Annotated in this window: 19 protein-coding genes; 8 read left to right on the top strand and 11 right to left on the bottom strand. The window is 41.5% G+C overall.

Annotated features, from left to right (window positions below; translation table 11 throughout):
- The first annotated feature begins 9 nt into the window (after window positions 1–9).
- The 3 genes from F886_RS06995 to F886_RS06985 all read left to right on the top strand — a co-directional run bounded on the left by F886_RS06995 (window position 10) and on the right by F886_RS06985 (window position 2,915).
- The gene (locus F886_RS06995) at window positions 10–480 is read left to right on the top strand and encodes a hypothetical protein (protein WP_081402121.1); all 471 of its coding nucleotides are present in this window, start codon (window positions 10–12) and stop codon (window positions 478–480) included.
- A gap of 216 nt (window positions 481–696) precedes the next feature.
- Window positions 697–1,575, top strand: a complete 879-nt coding sequence (locus tag F886_RS06990; RefSeq protein WP_005303230.1) for a homocysteine S-methyltransferase family protein — start codon at window positions 697–699, stop codon at window positions 1,573–1,575.
- Between the two features lie 5 nt (window positions 1,576–1,580).
- Window positions 1,581–2,915, top strand: a complete 1,335-nt coding sequence (locus tag F886_RS06985) for a basic amino acid/polyamine antiporter (RefSeq protein WP_005303228.1) — start codon at window positions 1,581–1,583, stop codon at window positions 2,913–2,915.
- 54 nt (window positions 2,916–2,969) lie between these two features.
- On the opposite strand, the gene F886_RS06980 is transcribed toward F886_RS06985, so the two are convergent.
- Complete coding sequence (locus F886_RS06980) at window positions 2,970–4,883, bottom strand: esterase/lipase family protein (protein WP_005303227.1); 1,914 nt, start codon at window positions 4,881–4,883, stop codon at window positions 2,970–2,972.
- A 150-nt stretch (window positions 4,884–5,033) separates the two neighbouring features.
- Complete coding sequence (locus tag F886_RS06975; protein ID WP_005303224.1) at window positions 5,034–5,741, bottom strand: YoaK family protein; 708 nt, start codon at window positions 5,739–5,741, stop codon at window positions 5,034–5,036.
- Between the two features lie 322 nt (window positions 5,742–6,063).
- Here F886_RS06975 and F886_RS06970 point away from each other — a divergent pair, with 322 nt between their 5' ends.
- Window positions 6,064–6,339, top strand: a complete 276-nt coding sequence (locus tag F886_RS06970; RefSeq protein WP_005303222.1) for a hypothetical protein — start codon at window positions 6,064–6,066, stop codon at window positions 6,337–6,339.
- 5 nt (window positions 6,340–6,344) lie between these two features.
- Here F886_RS06970 and F886_RS06965 read toward each other — a convergent pair whose 3' ends face one another.
- The 9 genes from F886_RS06965 to F886_RS06925 form a co-directional block, all read right to left on the bottom strand.
- The gene (locus F886_RS06965) at window positions 6,345–6,785 is read right to left on the bottom strand and encodes a YbaN family protein (RefSeq protein ID WP_005303220.1); all 441 of its coding nucleotides are present in this window, start codon (window positions 6,783–6,785) and stop codon (window positions 6,345–6,347) included.
- Between the two features lie 28 nt (window positions 6,786–6,813).
- A complete protein-coding gene (locus tag F886_RS06960; protein WP_081402120.1) occupies window positions 6,814–7,413 on the bottom strand; it encodes a biliverdin-producing heme oxygenase in 600 nt (199 codons plus the stop codon).
- 32 nt (window positions 7,414–7,445) lie between these two features.
- A complete protein-coding gene (locus F886_RS06955; protein WP_005303217.1) occupies window positions 7,446–8,366 on the bottom strand; it encodes an energy transducer TonB in 921 nt (306 codons plus the stop codon).
- 10 nt (window positions 8,367–8,376) lie between these two features.
- On the bottom strand, window positions 8,377–9,843 hold the full coding sequence (locus F886_RS06950; RefSeq protein WP_081402219.1) for a hemophilin secretion modulator: 1,467 nt from the start codon (window positions 9,841–9,843) through the stop codon (window positions 8,377–8,379).
- A 103-nt stretch (window positions 9,844–9,946) separates the two neighbouring features.
- Window positions 9,947–10,738, bottom strand: a complete 792-nt coding sequence (locus tag F886_RS06945; RefSeq protein ID WP_002041986.1) for a Slam-dependent surface lipoprotein — start codon at window positions 10,736–10,738, stop codon at window positions 9,947–9,949.
- A gap of 191 nt (window positions 10,739–10,929) precedes the next feature.
- Window positions 10,930–14,103: a hemophilin receptor HphR gene (locus F886_RS06940; protein WP_005303214.1), complete on the bottom strand. Its 3,174-nt coding sequence runs from the start codon at window positions 14,101–14,103 to the stop codon at window positions 10,930–10,932.
- Between the two features lie 139 nt (window positions 14,104–14,242).
- Entirely contained in the window at window positions 14,243–15,259 is a 1,017-nt protein-coding gene (locus F886_RS06935; protein WP_005303212.1) for a FecR family protein, read from the bottom strand.
- A complete protein-coding gene (locus F886_RS06930; protein ID WP_005303210.1) occupies window positions 15,260–15,781 on the bottom strand; it encodes a sigma-70 family RNA polymerase sigma factor in 522 nt (173 codons plus the stop codon). It lies immediately after the preceding gene.
- A 136-nt stretch (window positions 15,782–15,917) separates the two neighbouring features.
- The gene (locus tag F886_RS06925; protein ID WP_005303208.1) at window positions 15,918–16,808 is read right to left on the bottom strand and encodes a LysR family transcriptional regulator; all 891 of its coding nucleotides are present in this window, start codon (window positions 16,806–16,808) and stop codon (window positions 15,918–15,920) included.
- 187 nt (window positions 16,809–16,995) lie between these two features.
- Here F886_RS06925 and F886_RS06920 point away from each other — a divergent pair, with 187 nt between their 5' ends.
- The 4 genes from F886_RS06920 to F886_RS06905 all read left to right on the top strand — a co-directional run bounded on the left by F886_RS06920 (window position 16,996) and on the right by F886_RS06905 (window position 21,855).
- Window positions 16,996–17,940: a dihydrodipicolinate synthase family protein gene (locus tag F886_RS06920; protein WP_000050880.1), complete on the top strand. Its 945-nt coding sequence runs from the start codon at window positions 16,996–16,998 to the stop codon at window positions 17,938–17,940.
- A 172-nt stretch (window positions 17,941–18,112) separates the two neighbouring features.
- Entirely contained in the window at window positions 18,113–19,498 is a 1,386-nt protein-coding gene (locus F886_RS06915) for an MFS transporter (protein ID WP_005303205.1), read from the top strand.
- Window positions 19,499–19,576: 78 nt separating this feature from the next.
- Window positions 19,577–20,923 carry an OprD family outer membrane porin gene (locus tag F886_RS06910; RefSeq protein ID WP_005303203.1) on the top strand — a complete coding sequence of 449 codons (1,347 nt, stop codon included), beginning with the start codon at window positions 19,577–19,579 and terminating at the stop codon, window positions 20,921–20,923.
- A 647-nt stretch (window positions 20,924–21,570) separates the two neighbouring features.
- Window positions 21,571–21,855 (top strand): hypothetical protein, encoded by a 285-nt coding sequence (locus F886_RS06905; protein ID WP_005303202.1) that lies wholly within the window; start codon window positions 21,571–21,573, stop codon window positions 21,853–21,855.
- Window positions 21,856–21,946: the final 91 nt, after the last annotated feature.

Raw genomic sequence — 21,946 nt, 5'->3', positions numbered from 1 at the left:
AGATTCGCTATGACGCCTTTAAAATCATCACCTCGCCTCTTGTCATTTTGTTTTAAGCTCGTGCTTTTTTTGCTGCTGGCTTATCTTTTGGTAAGCGGGTTTTATATGTGGATGATTGGCGGTACAGCCATTTATGTCAGCTCAGCGGTGTTACTTGCTCTGACTGCTTATGCATTTAAGCTCGGTAAATATCAAAAACTATGTTCTGTTTTAAATGTGCTGATGAGTGCAGCCGCATTATATTTCAGTACTGCTCATTTATTTTTCTCCCCTGCTCAATTCTTTATATTTTTACCTGTGCTGTTTTTTGCTGTGCTTGCTTTTATTTCTCAGAACAAGACTCGCAGCTTATGTAAGCTTTTATTATTCATCAGTTTATTAATTTGGTGTAGCATACATTTTACGCAACTTGAACAACTTCAAGCCTATTATAAAACCCAGCACACGGGTGAAAGCTGGCAACAATTTGGCGCGTTATAAGATCGTTTTTTATTCTATATTTTCAAATAAATACACACTCTTTTTCACATGAAGTTCATCAATAAAACTGAACATCGTCTACAGAAATCCTTTTAAGAAAAAATATTCATAACAATCTAATTTATTTAGAAATATATCGAGCATATTCGCGATTGTACACGGCTCATCTACGCGCTAGATTAATCAAATATTTTTTCTCCCTTTATGTTGTAATTTATGAAGATTTTAGATGGCGGTTTAGGCCGTGAATTGGCCCGTCGTGGCGCTCCGTTTCGTCAACCAGAGTGGTCTGCGCTTGCACTCATTGAAGCACCAGAAACAGTAAAAGAAGTACATCTCGATTTTATTAATGCTGGTTCAGAAGTTATTACGACTAACAACTATGCTGTTGTGCCTTTTCATATTGGACAAGAACGCTTTGAAACTGACGGCGTGCGTTTAATTCAAGTTGCTATTGAACAAGCAAAAAATGCAGTTAAAGAAAGCGGCAAAAATGTCAAAATCGCAGGCTGCTTACCGCCATTATTTGGCTCTTACCGTGCAGACTTGTTCCAACCTGAACAAGCTAAAAACCTTGCTGAGCCAATCATTAACACATTGGCACCAGAGGTTGATTTCTGGCTCGCTGAAACTCAATCGTGCTTAAAAGAAGTTGAAACAGTGCATGCGCTATTACCAAAAGATGGTAAAGACTATTGGGTGTCATTCACGCTGCAAGATGAAATCAAACACGAACAAGCATTACTTCGCTCTGGCGAAAACATGCAACAAGTGGCTGATTTCATCAAACAATCAAATGCCAAAGCAGTGTTATTTAACTGCTGCCAACCTGAAGTGATCCTGCAAGCGATTAAAGAAATTAAAGGACTCATTCCAGAGTCGGTGCAGATTGGTGCCTATGCCAATGCTTTTCCACCGCAAGATGAAAGCGCTACTGCCAACGATGGTCTGGATGAAATTCGTAAAGACTTAGATGCTCCAGCTTATCTTGGTTTTGCTAAACAATGGCAAAAAGCAGGTGCAAGTCTAGTCGGCGGTTGTTGTGGCATTGGTCCAGAACACATTGCTGAACTTTCTCAATTTTTTAAAGAATAAATACCATGTCTGCTGCCAAAATTGGACTATTGTCTCTTACAGCACTGGTCTTTAGTTCTATGGTGGGGTCAGGCGTATTTAGCCTCCCGCAAAATATGGCTCAAGTCGCTAACGGCTCTGCCCTTCTTGTTGCATGGCTCATTACCGGGGTCGGCATTATTTTCTTGGCCCTCACGCTCTTGCATTTAACGCGTCAACGACCAGATCTTGACGGCGGTATTTATAACTATGCACGGGAAGGTTTTGGAGACCTAATCGGGTTTTGCTCGGCTTGGGGCTATTGGTTATGTACCACCATTGGTATTGTCGGCTATGTAGTGATTGCCTTTTCAGGCGTCGGCATGTTTACCGATAGCAAAGACCATATTATTTTTGGTGAAGGCAATACGCTCTACTCTCTGATTGGCTCAAGCATTTTTGTATGGCTGGTGCACTGGTTAGTGAGTCGAGGCATTAAAGAAGCTGCGATTGTGAATTTACTGGCAACCATTGCCAAAATCATTCCAATGGTGGTTTTTATCTTCTTTACCTTTATTGCCTTTAAATTTGATTTGTTCAAACTCAACTTAAATGACTTCTCTTTAAAAGTTCCGCTTTGGCAGCAAGTAAAAGACCTGATGCTAATTACCCTTTGGGTATTTACCGGTATTGAAGGTGCTGTGGTTTTATCATCGCGTGCAAAAAACCGTTATGACATTGGTAAAGCGACCATTTTGGGTGTATTACTGGCATTAAGTTTTTACGTGATGGTCACAGTATTGGCCTATGGCGTGGTGAGTCGTGAAGCGCTTGCTGGTATGCATAACCCATCAATGGCAACCATTTTGCAGCAGCTCATAGGCTTGCCAGGCACTATCGTTATTACCATTGGGCTTATTATTTCAGTTGCTTCGTCTTATTTAAGCTGGACTTTATTTGCAACTGAAATTCCATATTTGGCTGCAAAAAATGGCGCATTCCCGAAATTATTTTTAAAGAATAATCAAAATAATGTACCCATTTCATCGCTTTGGCTCACCACTCTGGTCGTGCAAGGCGCATTGATTGCCGTATATTTTTTCAATAAAAACTATACCCAGCTTTTATTGATTTCATCGGTAATGATTTTACTACCTTATTTTCTGGTGTCTGCTTTTTATCTTAAAGAATCAATTCGCCACAAACGTACCCCACATATTGCCATTGCAAGCGTCGCTTCAATTTATGCGCTTTGGTTACTCTATGCAGCAGGATTAGATTTATTGCTCCTGTCTGTGGTCTTGTATTTAGTCGGCTTGGTTATTTTTTCAATCAGCTACTTTGAGCACAAAAAATCGCTCAAACAAAATCAGCTAAATTAATTATTTCAACCACTGCTGACCCATTTCAGCAGTGGTTGTCTAAAAACAAAAATTCTATTTTGAAGGCTGTGACTGCTTTAAATGCAACCGTAAAATACGGCGTAATTCTAAAATCGCCTCTGGGCTGGTTTGAATTGAATGCCCACCTTTAATAATCAGTTCCGATTGCTCACCACCTAAATGTGAACTTTGATACGGCACAATTCCATCGCTGCTTTTTAACTTATCTGCCGTACCATCAATATTGCCCATAATCGAGTGATAGACCACGTTAGACGATGGTTGAATGGCTTGCGTAAGCTGCATAAAACTAGAAGAACGACTTAAATTACTCGCTCCATTTTCAATTAAACCTTTTCTGAGTTTCGTATTTTTCTCATCTCTCATTTCGACTGCAATAAAGAAATCGGCGGGCAAACGAATAACACGGCGTGCAATTTGGGTAAACCATCGGTCAGCGTAATCTGTACCATGATGCGGTGCAGAAACAAAAACAACCCGCTTAAAATAAGGCAAAGCTTTGAACTGAAAACGCTCTCGAATGACTGGATTTTCTTTTAAACGATTTAACTGCGCTTCATTCATTTTTTGCATGGCTTGCTCTGAAACATCAGCATCACTTACCAATAAACGGCTAATGACTCCGCCCATACTATGTCCAACCAACACTGCATCGTGTGCAGCATAGCTGTCTTTGGCAATGTTTTGGAAAGCCTGATTCAACAATGAATAAATCTGAAAACGACTTTCAAAAATGGGCATATTGGTAGAATAAAACACCTGCCAAACTTGATAGTTTTGTCTTAACTCGGCATCGCCCATAATGTCATTAGTCAAACTTACCCACGCCTCTGGGCTACTTGCTAAGCCATGAATAAATACAATGATTTTCTTATTGGGGTTAAAGGGTTCCAGCATATATAAATGCGGCATGATCAAATTGTTTTCTTTATTAATTAAAGACCAATAACCTGCTGCACCTAAATTATATTTTGACAACCACAGCCCATAAGGCGCCGAATAGTTTGCAGTAAGCGGATAGTCCACACCTTCAACCTTTACGCGGTCTTGTCGATATGGATCAAACATCGCAATTTCTAAATCTGCCCCAGCAATGACCTGATCTGCTGTCGCTTTTTGTTTTGGGTAAGCAATGGCAGTGACAGGAAAGAAGCGTGGTAAATGTATGTTCGGATTATTCTGGTGAGCGTAAAAAGCATCAGGGTCTAAAATGAAGCCGTGATTTACATCATTTTCTTTACGCCCAACAATAAACTCTGCCCCTAAACCATCCTTACGGTTAACTGTATTAAAGCCAGAAAAGTTCATGTTATAGCTAGAGCGAAAAGTATCGACTTCAATTTTTTGTACATCTACAGCATGGTCAAAATTGACGTGGTACTCATGCCCATCTGCTTTAAGCAACGGTGGAAAGCGATGTGTATTTAAATGATTAAAATACGTGGTCATGAGCTTCGACAAAGCCACGTTATAAAAAATACGCACCTGATTTTGGCGATGGTCAAATACCCGATCGAAAGGCGACTCTTCAGAGTCAAATAAATAGACATAACTATAGCGCAAGCTTTTATCAAACAGCGCTAACTCTTGCTCAAGGCAACTGCTACTTTTATTAATGACATTACATTGGCTATTACGTCCAACGTCTAAAGCCTTGGCTAAATAGATTTCACTGAGCGCAGCATAGCGTTCTTCTCGGCTGCTATTTTCAGACAAGCTTTGAATTTTATTTAAACAATCATCAAAATTTTGCAGACAAGATTTTTCATTTTTTTTGACTAAATACAGTAAGTTTTGAGTTTGATGGCTTAAGGTGCCGTCGGTCAGAATACTTTCATTCTTACTTTTTAAAGCGTTACTTAAATTACTTTCTTTTAAATTAATGACCTGACAGCCACTGAGCAAAGCCATTATTGTTATGATTGAATAATGATAAGACTTTGTCATTGTGCATTCCTTAATCGAATGTATTCCCCATCTGGTCATTATGCCTGTAAAGCAGTGAACGAACAATTTCGGCTCAGCTTCCATTTTCCTTTATTACGAAAAAAAGCCTGAACTCATTTTAATTCAGGCTAATTTGTTATTTTTTTCTAATCAAGCTTGGTTGAACTTTTGCTGTGAAGCTAAATAAGAGAAATACAAAATAGGTAATATAAATGGCGCTACACTCCAGAAGTCAAAATAGACATAGAGAATCGCTCCCAAGAAAGCACCAATTACAAAACCAATCACAATACTGGCACTTTTTAGAAAACTTGCTCGATTGGCCGCGTTATTGTTTTTAAGTAGGTTAGCAATATCAATACCAAGCTGCGTGGTATTGCCTGTCATCATGGTACTTGGACTAATATTTTTAATGAGGGTTTTGCTGGACGTATTACGAATAGCCAAAGCAATTAAACCCAACCCGCCTGTTACTGCAACTGTTAATGCATCCGGATTTTTAAATGGTTCAAAGTAAAGTCCTGCAACCATAAAGGCACATAGAAAAATAGCTTCAAATAAAAATAAATAAGACAGTGTTTTGTGCTTAATCTGACTACGGTCAATTAACAGTTTGGTGATCACTACCGTCAAAATAAATAGCGGGATTGCTGCGAGCTTAATCCATATACCAGCGCCGCCTTTAACCCATGCAGCGCCTGCCAACACTAAGTTTCCCGTAACATGAGCGGTAAAAAAACCAAACAATGCAATGAAGCCAATGGTATCAATCGCCCCACCCACCATGGTCAGTAAAACAGGATCTCGACATATTGCCCAGGTACTTTCTGTCTCTTTTTGAATTGGGGTATCTGCCATATAAAATATCCTGTTAAATTAGAGTTTTAAAACAAGTAAGTTGTATATAAATGATTTAAAAAATAAGTAATACTAAAGTGTTTATGAAAACAAAAAATGATGTAAAAAAATAGGGTGCGTAATGTCGTAACACTGTCTTTAAAATGGCAACAATTAAAATTGAGTGTTTTTAAAACAATAAACGGTTCTCAACTTCAAATCAATTTGACCTCTAAAACTGTTATAACTATGATGAAGCCGCAAGTTGATATCAATTGGTTTTGAACCTGAAAAAGTTATGCCAAGATATGGATAATGAAAAACAACAACCAAGAGTAGATATATGTCACTTTATAATTTTTCAGTTTTTCTAGGTGGATTATTATTTGCATCTATTGCCTTCGCGGGTCAAAAAAATAATGCTCAACGTGATTTCTATTTAAAATGTATGGCAGCAGGTCATAGCCATGCAAGTTGTACATGTATTTATCATCGTTTAGAACGTCAATACTCTCCTAAACTCATGCATAAACTTGGCAGTTTAAGTTTACAAAGCCCTGAAGTACCGCGTGATTTTGTAAAAACCATGAAGCGTACTATGCAACAGTGCCAATCATAATTCTTTCATTTTTTAAGCCACATCCACACCAATACCCCTGCCATACATAAAATTGCCGGATAGACAAACCACGGATGCGGAATGGTCCAAATCATCAGTCCCGCAGCCAAACTCATACTCAACGTCGAGATGTATTTTGCTTTTTTAGGAATACGCCGATGTTCTTGCCACTCGCGAATGAGTGGACCGATATAACGATGATTTCGAAACCATTGATGAAGTTTTTCAGAGCCTCTAGCCGCAAAGAACACAGCCAAAATTATAAAATCAACGGTGGGTAAACCCGGAATAAAAATACCCAATATGCCAAGCGCAATACACAACCAAGCCAAACCAATAAACACCCAACGCGCCCAAACAGAACGGGCAAGCTTACTGACTGGTTGAGCAGGTGCTAGCGACTGCTCATGTTTTACGATCACATTTACTTGATTGAGTTTGTCCATATCGGGTATTCCCTTTATCCACTTTTTATTATTTCAATTCATCAAGCTGATCAAGCGCTTGACCAAAATATCCAAAAGCATCTAACGCCCCTTGAACGACTCGGTCTTGCTGGGTTTGGTCAAAGCCTGTTTCATCAAGTGCTTGTACAAAACGTTTCCAGACTTTAGCGCGTCCTTCGGGATAGGCCGCTAAATTACGCGCAGCAAACGTTTCAGAAAAACCCAAATGCTTTTGAGCTTCTTTAAATAAAAATGCAGCCCCTAAAGTTGAACCTTCAGACACATAAATCCAGCCTAAAGCTTCGGGTAATTGTACGTTTTCACTCTGTAATTGCTGCCCGTTGGGTTGAATACCCAAATCATTTAAATCGGCAAGTGCTTGTTTTGAGCGGCCACGAATGTCTAAGTCCGGAATCAGTCCTGCCACACCCTCTTTTTCAAAAAGATGTTCAATTTCACGCTGAAAGTAATATTGAGATAACGTAAATTGCGCGTATTTTTCTTTACTTGAAAATACCTTTGCCTCTGACATTAATTGATGCATACGTTCGTGTTCAGCAGCAGTTTCTTGTTTCAAACGTAAAGACAAGCTGTTGCTAATGATTTGGTCTGTAGATGAGTTCATCATCTTTCTCCTGCAAAATAGATATTAATCATCGGTTAACGGCCCCGATTGAGTTTGAGTTGGACTGGAAAATCCACAACAATGGTCACGGCTCGACCGTTAATTTTGTGGGGTTTAAATCTGGATTTACGTGTAGCTTGCATGACCCGTTCATCAAGGCTTTGAATGCCTGAACTTTGACGTAATTGGATGTCGATCGGCTGCCCTTTTTCATTAATGCGAATACGAAGCTCAACCAAACGATTTTGTTGTTTTAACTCGCGGTCATCATAATCAAGCCCGCCAAAACTCAGCACATCCACACTACTCACCTGAACAACGTCATCGTGTTCAACTTGAGTGCTCGGTGCTTTGGAATACTCTTGCTGCATTGCGGGTGTTTTGACGCCGCCACTTTTGGTTTCGCTATTAGTGTTTTGTGGCAAATGCTCCGTTTGCGTTTGTTCAAGGTCTGTCGAACTCAGTTTTTTATCGTTATGAACCGCTCGCCGCTCTGTAAGCTGCAATGGTTGGAGCGAAGTTGAATTGTTTAAAGTCGTTTTGGGTTGTGCTTGCTGTTTGTCATTTAAATTATTTTGCACGACCTCTTTAGAGGCAGTTTTTGACGCTAATGTTTGAATATTTGTAGGTGAGTTTCTTGATTCTTCAGGTACTGAAGATACTGAACTGCTTAACGTAGATTGAGGCGTTACACTTTTTTTAGGTTGGCTTTCGGTCTTTTCAGCCGATGGCTTTTTAGCAGGCGCCAATGACACAAAACTTACTTTTAAGGCATCTACTTTGGGGGTTGCTTGAAAAGTATAAGGTTCAATTAAATGACTCAGCATCCAGACAACAAACACATGCAGACCAATCACCACCACTACGGTTAAGCACTTATAAAAATGCTTCGGCCCTTGTGGTAAAGGCAACATAAACATCGGCTTATGTGTAGGGAATAATAATTTTGATTTCATGGCTTATTCCCTAAAAACGATGCTCAAGCTTGAGGCTAATGTTGTGTTTATCGTAGGAATACAGCCAATCGACATTGCTTTTATTATGGTTATAGCGATAGGTTAAATTGGGTGTCATGCCATAAAACTCAAAGCGCGGCATTTGCACAACAAAGGTATAGTTCTGTTCAAAATCATGACGACGAGCTAAGAAAGTTTCTGCGTATTTATCAAACTGGCGCCAACGGTAAGAACTCAATAAAGTAGTGTTAAAACCAGCACTCCAAGACTTACTTAAGCCTAAACGCACACCTTGCTGTTGATAGGCAGCCATATATTTTTCTTGGGTCGAATGGTCGACTACATCTAAACCACTAAAAACAGTCCACTGGTCTGGAAAAATCTTCCAGAAAGTTGCAAAGACCGAGCTTTCCACCCCATTTAGGGTTTTATATTTCTGATAATTTAAATCTTTACCCTCAGCCTCAAGCTTGAAGGCTTTATCTGCCGAGATAAAATGCATCCATTCGGCACGCGCCCCCCATGCATTGTAAAGACCATCATTGCCATAACGTTTATGTTCAAATAGCGGACTCACCCCAATTTGATTTTTTAAGTCAAAGTAGCTGTAGCCTGCATTAATGTTAATGGTAGATTCATTAAATGCCGCGTGGTCGTTATAGGACTGCCCAAACGCCAGCGCACGTAAAGCCACGCCATGATGCCCCTTAATCGCATAGCGTTTAATCAGACTGGCTTCATAATCTAAACCCGTTGCCGACTCAGCTTTAGGCGTCCCACGGGTAACTTGCTCAATCGGGATAATATTACCTTTACTATCTTTGCCATAAAGCGTCCATGTTTTGCTCTGTTCCGACGAACTATTTAAATTACTGACATAGGTGTAACCCGCTGAAACCGAACCTTGCCAAGAGTCTCTTTTTTTTAATGCCTGAACAAAGGTATTCACTGTGGTTAAAACCCCAGACGGGATTACCGCAGGGTCACTTTGTTTCAGTTTGTCTTGAATGGAAATAAAAAGGCGTGCTGCTTCCTTATTCTTCTGTTGTTCAAACAGCACGCGCGCTAACTCAAGTTCACAAATTAAATTATGAGGTTGTTGTTTTAGGCTGCTTTGAAATTTTTGTTCAGCCAATTTCAGTTGACCCTGAGAACGTGCAACTGCCCCTTCGGCAAAGTCGGTTAAAGCCCGATCATAGCCAACATATTTCTTATAATGGTCTAAATAAACTGTGGCTTTGAGCCACTGTTTTTGCATGACTGCCAAATATAACGCCTTGGCAAGATCATCCGAATTTTGCTCAACACTATATTCTTGTCCATTAATTTGAAGTTTTGGTAATTGCTCGCTACTACGAATGGTTCCCTGCTCGTGAAACTGTCGCTGTTCTTGTAAAAGCGTTTGGTCCAAGCTTTGATTGAGACGAAGCTGTGTGTCTTCGTCGGCATATAAAAATGGACAACTCAACAATGTCAGACAGCACAAAAGCGTTCGTTTCATAAAACAATAAACCTGAAGCAACCAAGCAAAAGCCCAAAAAACAAAAGGAACCTACGTATGTAGATTCCTTTTGCATCCATTAATTTTTAGCACCGCCAAATGCAGTGTTGTAAGACACGTTATCAAACTGGGCAATACCCGCTAAAGCCGAAGCATTTGCACCAAAGAATTGACCTTGCACCACACCAGAGTTGTCGACACCAGCCGTACCGTTAGCCGTTGCCAAACCTGCAAACGCAGCAGTACCCGGGTTAAATGCCACACCATCTAGGCTTAATGATGAAACAGCCGTACCTGTTCCGGTAAGCGTTCCTTCAAGTGTACCCGCGCCATAATTTGCCGTGAACGTACCACTTAACAGATTGCTTCCAGAACCGTTAATCCCTGCAACGGTATAAGTTGCAGTACCCGCGGTTGGAACCGTGGTATTGGTGTTATCACCCGCGTAGTAAACGGTATGGCTCGCGCTTGCCGGCGTGTCGCCCGCTTTCCACCATTCACCAAAATAGACTTCCTGTGTGCCCACCTGACCAAAGTTAAAATTACCTAATGCACTGTGTGAAGGTGGCATTGCAGACACTGGAATATGCGAAATATTAAAGGTTTTGCTGCCAACCGTTACATTGGTATTACTCGTTCCCTGAGCAGCAAAAGCCTGAGCCAAACCTTTTAACGAACTAAAACCTGTAAAAGCGTTATATGGCGCACCCGCAGCTTGAACCGATACCGCTGCTACACCACCCGGATGGCTTGCATTGGCAGCAGCACCGATTTTGATGTTACTTTCATTACTCGAAATACCATCAATTCCTGCATAAGCAAATGCAGTTGAACAAGCAACGAGACCCAAGAACAATTGAGAGATTTTCATTTGTTGTTACTCCATCTTTTTAAAACTAAGTTATTGTTTAATTTAAAATAACGATTTCGCTATTTTTAGTTTATTGAGTAGGCCCAGCTGCAAACCTACTCGGGCTTTTTGTAAATAATAATCATTCAATATTATTATTTACCGTTACCTGACTCCCCTTTTATGTATGTGTAGAGGCAATCAAATTCTGTTTAAAATTTAGTGGTCCAACTAATTTTCATCGTTCGGCCGGGTGCAGCCATGGCACTACGAGTTAAAGGATCGATATAAAACTGGTTAGAAAGATTACTGCCGACAAACTCAACGGTGTTGTAGTTATCGACCTGATAACGCGCATAGGCATCAAAAATCCACGTGTCATCCCAAGCCAAAGGCACATTGAGGTAATAGCCTTTATTGACGCTAGCATCATTGTTTTTGCGTAGCGGGCTTTCATAAGCTTTATAAAATGTTGCACGTGCACCGAGTTCTAACTTTTCATCAAAAAAGCGTGCGCCAAGCAAACCGTGAAAACTGAGTTCGGGTGTAGCCATGGTCACCAAGTAACCATTTGGGAAACCATCATCGACACAACGCTGATAGGGTTCACGGAACTCAAGGCCCTGCTCGGTTTGAACCGTGCCGCCTAAAATCATTTTGTTAATGGCACTATTGGTGTCACACACTTCATTTTTTAAGTTATAGGCCACGCTCAAGTCTGTGAAAAAACCACCATTATCAAAACGGCTTTGTAGCTCTAGACCTGACAGCTTTTGCTCATCCATATTGGTGAAAATAAGGTTTTGGTCACGCTCAATCACATTTTTGGTTTTGTTGTAGTAATAAGCGAGTTTAATGTCGGCATTGCGTGCTGTGCTGAACCAATCACGCATGTCATAGACATAACCGACTTCGTAGTTAAAAGCGTGTTCAGGTTTGATTGCTTGATATGGCAACATGGCAGAAAAACCGACAGTGCTTTCAAACAAACTTGGTAAGCGATATTCCTCTGCATAGCGTGCATAAATTCTGCTGTTTGACGTGAGGTGAATTGAGGCACCTAACTGCGGTGCCCAGCCACTATCTTTTACTTTGTCGGCGGACTCAACCGGAACTTGGTCTACCACCGACATAAAATTACCGCCAGTTACGACGTACTTTTGTCCAGAGGCATTGAGCTGGTTTAAAGGGTTATCGGCAAGCGACAATTGCCCGTTGGCATCAGCTTTCCAGCTCAGCGTATTTTTCTGTGACCAGATCATGTTATACAACGTGCTCTCTGATGCAGGCACGGTATCGAGCTGTCCATCCCATTCAGGATTTTTTGTGGCATAGCGCTGTTTTAAAACATTGATTAAACGCTGCTGAGTCGAGGTGTAACTCTCAGGCATGGTCTGATATTCAAAGGTATATTCTTTAAGCCTACTTTTTTTGGTAAACAGCGGATTTAAATTCGGGTCAATCTCGCTCTGCAAAGACTTATTTAAAAAGTCATCAACAGCCCAATACGAGCGATAACGCATACCCGCATCAAAACTTAACCAAGACAGCGGTCGATAATTAAAGTTAAAGTCGAACGTTTTTTCCTCACGGCGCCCTGCTCGTGGCAGTGCCTGATAGAGCGAATAACTTGGGCCAAATTCGCCATATATATCGTCAGACGTCAGTTTTTCTTTTAAGAAACGTCCACCGAGCGTCAAATCAAGCTGGTCAAGCAAACGAGTTTTATTACTAACCGTAATGCCTTTACGCGTATTGTCAGAATGGCTTATCGCCGTGTTAATAATAGTGTTATCTCGAAAGTCGATTGTGGTTGGCCACCCACCACGTGTGTATGTCTGGCTTTCGGTGTCGGTTTGCCAAATGTTGGCATAAAAATCAATCCAGCGATTATTCTCAGGCTTAAACTTATATTCGAGGCTATAAGCTTTAGAGTGAATATTGCTTAAGGGCCACTGCGGAACACCCAAGTCAGGCGTAATACCCCAAACAATTCGAGATGGCATAATTTCACCAAAAATATTTTTGGTATCTCGGTAAGTCAGTTTAAGAGTCTGGCTATCGGTTGGGCGATAGGTCCCTTTTAACAACCACGACTCCATATGACTTGAAGTGTTGGGAACTTCATCGCCCGGTTGATAGGCATAGGCAAAGTAAGGAATAAAATCGAGACTACTGTCTGGCGTCGCTCGTTTATAGTAGCCCGCGCCATGTGTCCCCGAAAAATAATTGCCGCGCTCACGTACTGCATAAACAGCCAGTAAATCGAATTTGTCTTGCTTGGTGGCAATTGCCAGTCGGCCCGCCAAGTCATCGCCCGAAAAATGAGAGTTATCACTTCTGGTCCGGTTCTTTTTATAAATATCGGGGTCATATTTCGCCCCATTCATCTCGATCCAAGGCGTTGTGTCATCGTAGTTTTGGCCCACTTTACTCATGTCCGGCAAAGACGGATCAATTGAGTTGGTTGAGCCTTCTACTTTTAACTCGGCACCAAAAGACTTACCCGGACGAACAATGTCATCGGCCTCTAGCGTTTTAACGACTACACCGCCACCTACAGAAGTTGTGGTATTTCGCTCTAAAGATGGGCCTTTAATGACTTCAATGCCCGCAATGAGATTGGGGTCGATATAGTTTCGATTGTTTACCCCGTTGTAGCCACGCCACACGGCAATCGACTGTTCAGTGCCATCAATGGTTAAAGGCACACGACCAACACCCTGCACACCACGTACACTTGGGTCGAGTGCGCCACTATTACGGGCATCGCCGCTATAGACTCCCACCATGCCTTGTAAAACATCGGCTGGGTTGGTTCCTTTAAATCGCTCAACGTAGTCTTTGCCCGCATAGACCGAAGAACGGTTTGCGTCATAAACTTTATTATAGCCTTCTGTGTCACGGTCTTCTTTGCCGTACACCACAATTGGCGTAAGTCGTACCGACGCATCTTCTTCAATTACAGCACTACTTGGTGGCAGGCTAGAAGCTTGAACCTTAGATGAAGTGACGCGTGGTGTAGATTTTTTGCTGAGTGTGTAGCCCTGCCCAACTTTTACAGCATTAAATTCAGTTGATTTTAAAAGCTGCTCAAAACCTTGCTCGACAGCAAAATTGCCTTTTAAGCCCAGACTGTGTAACCCTTGGAGTTGCTGGGCATCCATTGCAATTGAAGTACCCGATTGTTCGGCAAACTGGTTGAGTACGTTAGCAAGGCGACCCGCAGGAATGTTATAGCTTTTCACTCCGGCTGTTTCTGCATAGGCCTGCTGTATAGGAAGCACAACAAGCCCACCCATCGACACAGCATGTATGGCAAACGCCAGTGTTGAAAATCGAAAAATCGATCGATTCCGCTTTTGCCCCGTTCCTGCTTTTTTCATTTGCCCCGCCCCAGTAAATCGTAATAAGAATCATTCAATACAGCAGATTAAAATGATCCATATTTATTGCTTCTACTTACTATGACGAACGACTTTCAAAAAAGTGGAACCTAAAATTGAAAATAAATTTAATTTTTTATTATTTTAAAGAAACCATGACCACAAACGGCGTGATTTGCTTAATTTTCAGGTCAGGAAAAACCGTAGCCAAAAGCTTAAGCGATTCTGTGGTTTGGTCTAAAGGCAACACAGCATTGACCCGCACATGTTGCAGCGCCGCATCATTAAAAATAATTTTGCCTTTGTAGTTGCGGTCTAGCTCTTGTAGCACCTGATTCAGCGGCAGGTTTTCTACCATAAGCTGATGCTTTTGCCATTTTTGTTGTTCGTTATAGATATTAAGTGCAGGCAGTTTTTGCACGCCATTTTTATCCATTTTAATGGCTTGTCCCGCCTCGACAATAGCCTGACGAGTGCTATGCAATTGAGTAGTTTTAACCTGTGTCGCTTCTACTTTTACCTTTGAGTGGACCATTTTGAGTTCGGTTGCCGAAGGGTCATAACTGACACTAAAAGCTGTGCCGAGTGCCTGAATTTGCCCATGACTGGTTTTGACCAAAAAAGGTCTGGTCTTATCTTTGGCAACATCGACATAAATTTGACCTTGCACCAACTCAACCACTCGCTGGTTGGTTTTAAAATCAAGATTGACTGCACTTTTACCCCGTAAAATTAGACGTGAACCGTCTGGCAAGGTTTCCGTGGTCCACTGCCCCGATTGCCCTTGAATGTCGGCAGTCACATAGGCCACAGTGGTGTCAGTTAAATAAAATAACGCCCCACTCATGGCAACAAACACAACGGCAAAAGCTGTTCCTGCACGTAAATGTTTATAAGCTTTTCCTGAGCTTAGGCCAGCTTTAAGGGCAACCTTGGTAACTTTTTTATGTCCGCTGGTTTGGGAAAGTTTTTGAATTGAACCGATACATTGCTCAATATCGGCAGCCACTTGGCGGTGTTGCTCACTGTTTTTTTTCCACTCTTCAAATTTTTGCTTGGCGGTTTTTCGTGAGCTTTCATCATCCGAACTCAGTTGAACAATCCAATGCGCGGCTTCTTCAACCAGTTGGTGATGCTTGCTTTTATCCATGGCCATTTAAATGCAAGCGTCCATGTCTTGTCGGTTTTGGTAGCACTGAATTAAACAGCTCGCCAAATATTTTTGAATCATTTTGGTCGATACATTTAAACGCTCGGCAATTTCTTTATGGGTATAGCCTTCGAGATAATGCAAAATAAAAGCTTGCTGTGCTTTTTCAGAAACCCCTTCGAGTGCTTTGCAAAGCTGGTTAATCGCTTGAATAATTTGCATCTGGTCTTCGGGTGAAGCCACCGCTTCAAGCATATATTCCATTTGACTCAAGCCATCTAAATAGGCTTGTTCAATGCGTTTACGGCGTACTTGGTCAATCAGCAGGTTTTTAGCAATCGACGTCAAATAGGCGCGCGGTTCCTTAATGCCGAATAGCTCGTCTCGGGTTTGTAGCAGTTTAATAAATGTGTCCTGAACCAGATCTGCGGCCTGATCAGTATTACCTAATTTTTGTCTCAACCATTGGTGAAGCCAGCTTTGGTGACTTCTATATAACTGATCTACAAGCAAAGAAGTTTTGTTCACAGCAATTGGACTCAAAACAAGGAACCTACAAATGATAATAATTATCATTTAAACAAGTCAAGCAATAATTCAAGTAAAACTTAAATCACTGTTTAATAAATTGAATTAATTGCCCGCTTGCTTTGCTGCACTTTTCTTAAAGCAAATCAGCCAAATTCCTAATTTCTTCCATCACCGCCTTACACGCAGGCGTTAAATAGCCATGTTTAGAAATAGACAAAGAAATATAACGCTTTAGCGCAGGGTTAATAATTTTTGCAGCTTGAATTGAGGTGTATTGGCTGGCCTTCTTTAACGCTTGCGGTCCCAGCATGGTGTACATACGAGACTCGGAAACTAAATGGGTTTGTAAACTAATCGAGTCGGCTTCAAATACAATATTCAGCTCTACCCCATTTTCATAGGCCATATGGTCTAAAAAATTGCGCCAGTTACTTGGTCTACAAAACGTGACCAGAGGTAACTCACTGACTTCTTTAAATTCGACTTCATTGGCCTGAGTGAGCGCATCTCCTTCACAGCCGACCAAGTAAGTATCAGCTTCGACAAGGTAAACATCGCCCTGTTTAGGTGTTGGATTAAACCGATAGAGAATGGCTAAATCGACGCTGCCATCTTCAAGCCATTTTTCTAAATGTACCCCTTGTCCTTCACGCACCGACAGTTTAATTAGAGGATATTTTTGTTGAAGGACTTTATACAGAGTCGATAACAACGGATGTGCAGTAGACGGCAAACTGGCAATACGAACCGTCCCGATCGGGGTATCGGTCGAGTGTAAAATTTCATTATTGAGCTGGTCGGTTACGTTTAGCCATGAACGAATTTTAGGAAGTAAATGCTGGCCTAAATCGGTGAGTTCAACGCCGCGGCCAGTTCGGTTAAACAAACGACCACCACATTGGGCTTCAAGCTCGTTCATTTGCCGACTGATTTGCGGTTGGTTGGTGTTATGCAGCATGGCGACTTTGCTTAAGCTACCGAGTTCCACCGCATCTAAAAATATTTTCCATAATTCATAATTCATCGATTCGTCCTAAATCGTAAATAAGCAGCATTTTGAGCCATACATTTTCAGTATAACTGAAATTCAAGAATTGGTAATTCCTACATAGCTCACCTATTCCTATACTCCAATCATGTTCTCTACAACACGATTTAAGTCAGATTAAGAACCAGAGAATATTTAATTACACTGTATAGGAAGTACGATTATGAGTTTAGATTTACGTGGATTAACCCCAGCACCTGTGACTCCTTTTACCCGTGACGGACAAGTAGACCATAATGCAATTCAACGTTTAGGTTCATGGTTAGGCAGCATTGATGGTGTGAAAGGCTTGGTTGTTCTTGGGCATGCAGGTGAAGGAACATTCTTGTCGCAAAAAGAACAAATGCAGGTCATCGAAAGCTTTGTTAAATCGGTAGATGACAAAATTCCGGTAATCGCAGGGATTACGCTCGAAGGTACTTCGGTTGCAGCAGAAGAAGCAAAACGTGCAGTCAGCGCGGGTGCTTCGGCAGGTTTGATTTACCCTTCACACGGCTGGTTGCGTTTTGGCTATCAAAAAGGCGCACCACAAGACCGCTATAAAGCAATTTATGAAGAAAGTGGTTTGCCATCTATTTTATTTCAATATCCAGATGCAACGAAGGCCACTTACGACCTAGAGACTCTACTCGATATTTCTGCACAGCCAGGTGTGTTTGCCATGAAAAATGGTGTGCGTAATATGCGCCGTTGGGATGTCGAGATTCCGATTATTCGCCGTGAACGCCCAGACTTACAGGTGTTGACGTGCCACGATGAATATTTGCTTCACACCATGTTTGATGTAGACGGCGCTTTGGTTGGCTACGGCAACATTGCCCCTGAACTGTTAATTGAAATGATTAAAGCAGGTAAAGCCAAAGATTACGCCAAAGCTCGTGCTATTCACGACCAATTATTACCAGTAACTCGCAATGTTTATCACCGTGGTTCACACATGGAAGGTACGGTCGCGCTTAAACATGCACTGGTTGCTCGCGGAATTTTGGACCATGCCACTGTGCGTTCACCTCTGCTTCCACTGTCAGATGGTGCTGAGCAAGAAATTCATGATGCAATGCGTCAAGCTGGAATTGGCAAGGTCGATTTAACCCAAGCCGTTGCTTAAATTCTATTCGGGCTAGCATGTACGCTAGCCTTTTTTTCCTGTACGCTGCCTGAGGCCAAACATCGGGCATGTCTCTTAAAAACAATAATAAAAAGCATGCAAACTGTGGTGAACAGGTACTGCGAAATAGAACAAAAAAACTACGAGGAATGTAGTAATAAGGAGATAGAAGATGACAAATCTAGCGGATGTAGAACAAATTAGTCATCATCAAAAAAATGCGGAAATTATTGCAAGACTAGAACGACTACCAGTCACTGGTCGATTGCAATTTATGCGAATTACCATTGGTATAGCGACCTTTTTTGACGCGTATACTGTTCTAGCAATTGCCTTTGCTTTACCCCAACTCATTACCGAATGGCATCTGACACCTGCCTATGTCGGTGCGATCATTGCCGCGGGCTATGTCGGGCAACTGGTTGGTGCGATCTTTTTTGGTTCTCTTGCCGAAAAAGTCGGTCGTTTAAAAGTGCTGTCTTTTACCATTTTACTGTTTGTGGCAATGGACATTTCCTGTTTGTTTGCGTGGAGCGGAATGTCACTGTTAATTTTCCGTTTCTTGCAAGGTGTTGGAACAGGCGGTGAAGTGCCTGTTGCAAGTGCCTATATTAATGAGTTTATTGGTGCAGAAAAGCGCGGTAAGTTTTTCTTGCTCTACGAAGTTTTATTCCCACTTGGTCTTATGTTTGCAGGCATGGCTGCATTTTTCCTGATGCCAATTTACGGCTGGAAAGTCATGTTTATTGTAGGCTTAATTCCATCTTTACTGGTGATTCCTTTACGGTTTTTCTTGCCTGAGTCACCACGCTGGCTGGCTTCAAAAGGCCGTTTTAAAGAAGCAGATAAAGTCGTCAAAAGCTTTGAAGAGGGTGCCATTAAAAGCGGTAAAACTTTGCCTGAACCACTGGTTAAAGAAATTAACCCGCAAGGCATGGCAAAAACCGACTGGCGTGAGCTGTTCCGTGGCATTTACCGCAAACGTACCTTTACTCTGTGGGGCATGTGGTTTTGCGTATATATGGTGAACAATGCCATGGTGACTTGGCTGCCATCTCTTTACAAACAACACTTTGGCCTGTCGCTGCAAACCAGTTTAGGTTATGGCTGGATTACTTCGGGTGTGGGTGTGATTGCTTCTATTATCTGTGCGTTAATGATTGATAAAGTCGGCCGTCGTCCTTGGTACAGTGCAGCGTTTTTCTTGGCGATCATTCCGCTCATGAGCCTTTCGGTTTTAGGCGCAAAATCGGCAATGGAAGTTGTAATTTTTGCAACGATTAGCTATGCGATTTTGCAAACTATTTCATTCTCTTTATACCTTTACGCTGCCGAACTTTACCCAACTCGCCTACGTGCGATGGGCATCGGTTTTAGTACCGCTTGGTTACGTGCCGGCTCTGCAATTGGACCTGTTATGGTGGGTCTGGTTGTTGGTGGTTACGGCATTCAATATGTGTTTAGTGTACTGGCCGTTGTGGCGCTCATTGGTGGCCTAGTGACCTTCTTGTTTGCCATTGAAACCAAAGGCCAAGTGCTCGAAAAACTCTCTCCTTAATTCATCCATTTCATAAAAAGCTTGCCTAACCTCAGCGTTAGGCAAAGGGCTTATTCATGCTTAAAAAAGGAATTTAAAATGAATAAATATTTGCTATGGGGCTGTATTGGTTTAGGCAGTGTAAGCAATGCGTATGCAGAGCTTCCTCAAGAATTTGGCAAGTTAGAATTAAAACTCAACACCCGTTACTGGAACGATGAAGGCACTGCTCACCCCACGCTTGCTAACCCTTCACCTTCGTCGAGTGAATATGAACAAAGCGCTTTAGGGTTTGAATTAAATTATCAGTCACCTTACTTGTGGGACTGGCTTGGAGTAGATGGTTCACTCTATGCAGTCACCAAGTTATTTGACTCTGGCAAGCCTAGCGCTCAGCTTTTAGAGGTCGAAAATAACGGCAAGCTTGACCAAAACTTTGCGACTTTAGGGCAGCTCTACATCAAAGCAAAACTGGGCGATAAAGGTGAAATTAAATTAGGCCGTCAGTTGCAAGATTCGCTGTTACTTAAAAGCACCAATAACCGCGCGGTGCCCGACACTTTTTCGGGTGCGAGTGGGCAGTTTCAACTGAATGATCAGCTACAGACTTACATTGCTTACTATGACCGCTGGAAACCGCGTAGCATGGACAGTTTTGAAAAACTGGTGACTGAAAATGACGAGCGAATTGATTATGTCGGTTTGCTTGGTGCCAAATATCAGTACAAAAACTGGAGCGTGAATGCCGAATATTTAAATAGTAAAGATTATTTAAAAAAGTATGGGGCGATTGCTCAATATAAACTGCCTTTGCATGGCTTGGTGTGGACATTTAACACAGGTGCTTTTTTCTCGCGTGACGATGGCAAGCTGTTTAAATGCGGTGCCGAAACCGAGCTGGACTGTGTCAAAGGTCAAGACATTAACAACCGTGGGAATGGTTATTTTGTCGATGTAAATGTAGCCAAGAATAATATTGAAGGCGGCATTGCCGTTTCAAAGTTTGATGGTTTTTGGATAGAAGATAACTTTGCCGTGCACTCCGACCGCAACTCGGTTTTAACGCAAGACCACGGGACTAACCCGTTTCCGACCTCTGCGACCATTGGTCCTGACTTTACCAATAACGATGAAACCGCCGTTGCCCTTCGCTTGAAATATAACTGGAAAGACTACGTGAAAGGTTTAAAAACTGAAGCGAAGTATATTTATGGCTTTGGCGCTCACCAAAGTAACATCAGCAGTGATATTGAAGGTAAAGAGCGTTATTTTGACTTTACGGTGAGTTATGCCTTGCCTTGGGTAAAAAACTTAGATGTGCGTTATTCATTTTTTCATTATGAGTCAAAGTTTGAAAATGCAAACCTAGGTGAAAAAATAAATGGAATGTCTCGGAAAGATTGGGACCAGCACCGAGTATTTATTAATTACCGTTATACATTTTAAGCACAGGCTAAACGTTTAGTTTAGCTTTATTATCCTTATTAATTTACTGCTTTAAATAGATTAACTTTTGAGTTTAATTAAAATATAAATTTATATTTAAAATTTTTATAATATTTTATTTAAATTGAATTGACCTGTTAAAAACTTATGATTATTATGGTCCCGCTGGCACACATTGCTAGTCGGTTTTGACAGACCGTTTTACATACAGCACATCAGATTTATCCTTCTGAGGGAGAAATTTGTGTGAAAACCACCGTCCCCCTCATGTTGCGGTAGGGCGGAAGGGGGACACCTTCGGGTGTGCTGGTTCTGTATGTCCGGTCTGTCAACCCCCTTTCGTTCTACCACCATAATCAATTGACGGTGATCTTTGGTGGTAGAGCTCCATAAATTCTAGGAGTTGACCATGCCATTTTTTATATTAATCCCCTATCCTCTCTCGTAATTTTATTTATTTAAAATTTAGGCTTTCTCTCACCTAAAATATTTTAAATTTATAAATACTTTTATTTTAAAATTTTAATCATTTTATTTTCCTGTATTTCAGGCGGGTTAACTATTCCCTTTTTAAATGATTTTAATACTTTAAATATAAGCGGCTTATTTTTTATTAATAACTTAGTGAAAATTATCACGAGAATAATATGAAACTTTATAAACCTATTTTGGCTTTAAGTCTTTTAATAGGCGATTACGGTGTTTCTGGTTGCGACATTCACACTCAGCAGGATTTTGAAAAAATTTGCCTCTCTGGTGGGCACACCCCAGCCAGTTGCGACTGTATTTACCAACGGCTTGAACAAATGTATTCGCCTCAGCTCATGCAACGTCTAGAACATGTCAGTTTGCAAAGTCCTGCTCTCCCACAGGACTTTGCCCCTACTTTTTTTAGCGTAATGCGGCGGTGCGATAAAGAAGACATGGGCTAAGCGTTTGGTTTAGCTCCCTTATCTCTGTGTCGCAATGGTGGATTACTTTAAATCAGCGCAAAAAATTAAAGTTCTGTTGTGGCACGGGGGC

This window comes from Acinetobacter sp. NIPH 542 (genome assembly GCF_000369825.1).
Taxonomy (GTDB): domain Bacteria; phylum Pseudomonadota; class Gammaproteobacteria; order Pseudomonadales; family Moraxellaceae; genus Acinetobacter; species Acinetobacter oleivorans.
Note: the sequence above shows the minus strand (reverse complement) of the source record. Positions and strands in the feature narration are given on the sequence as shown.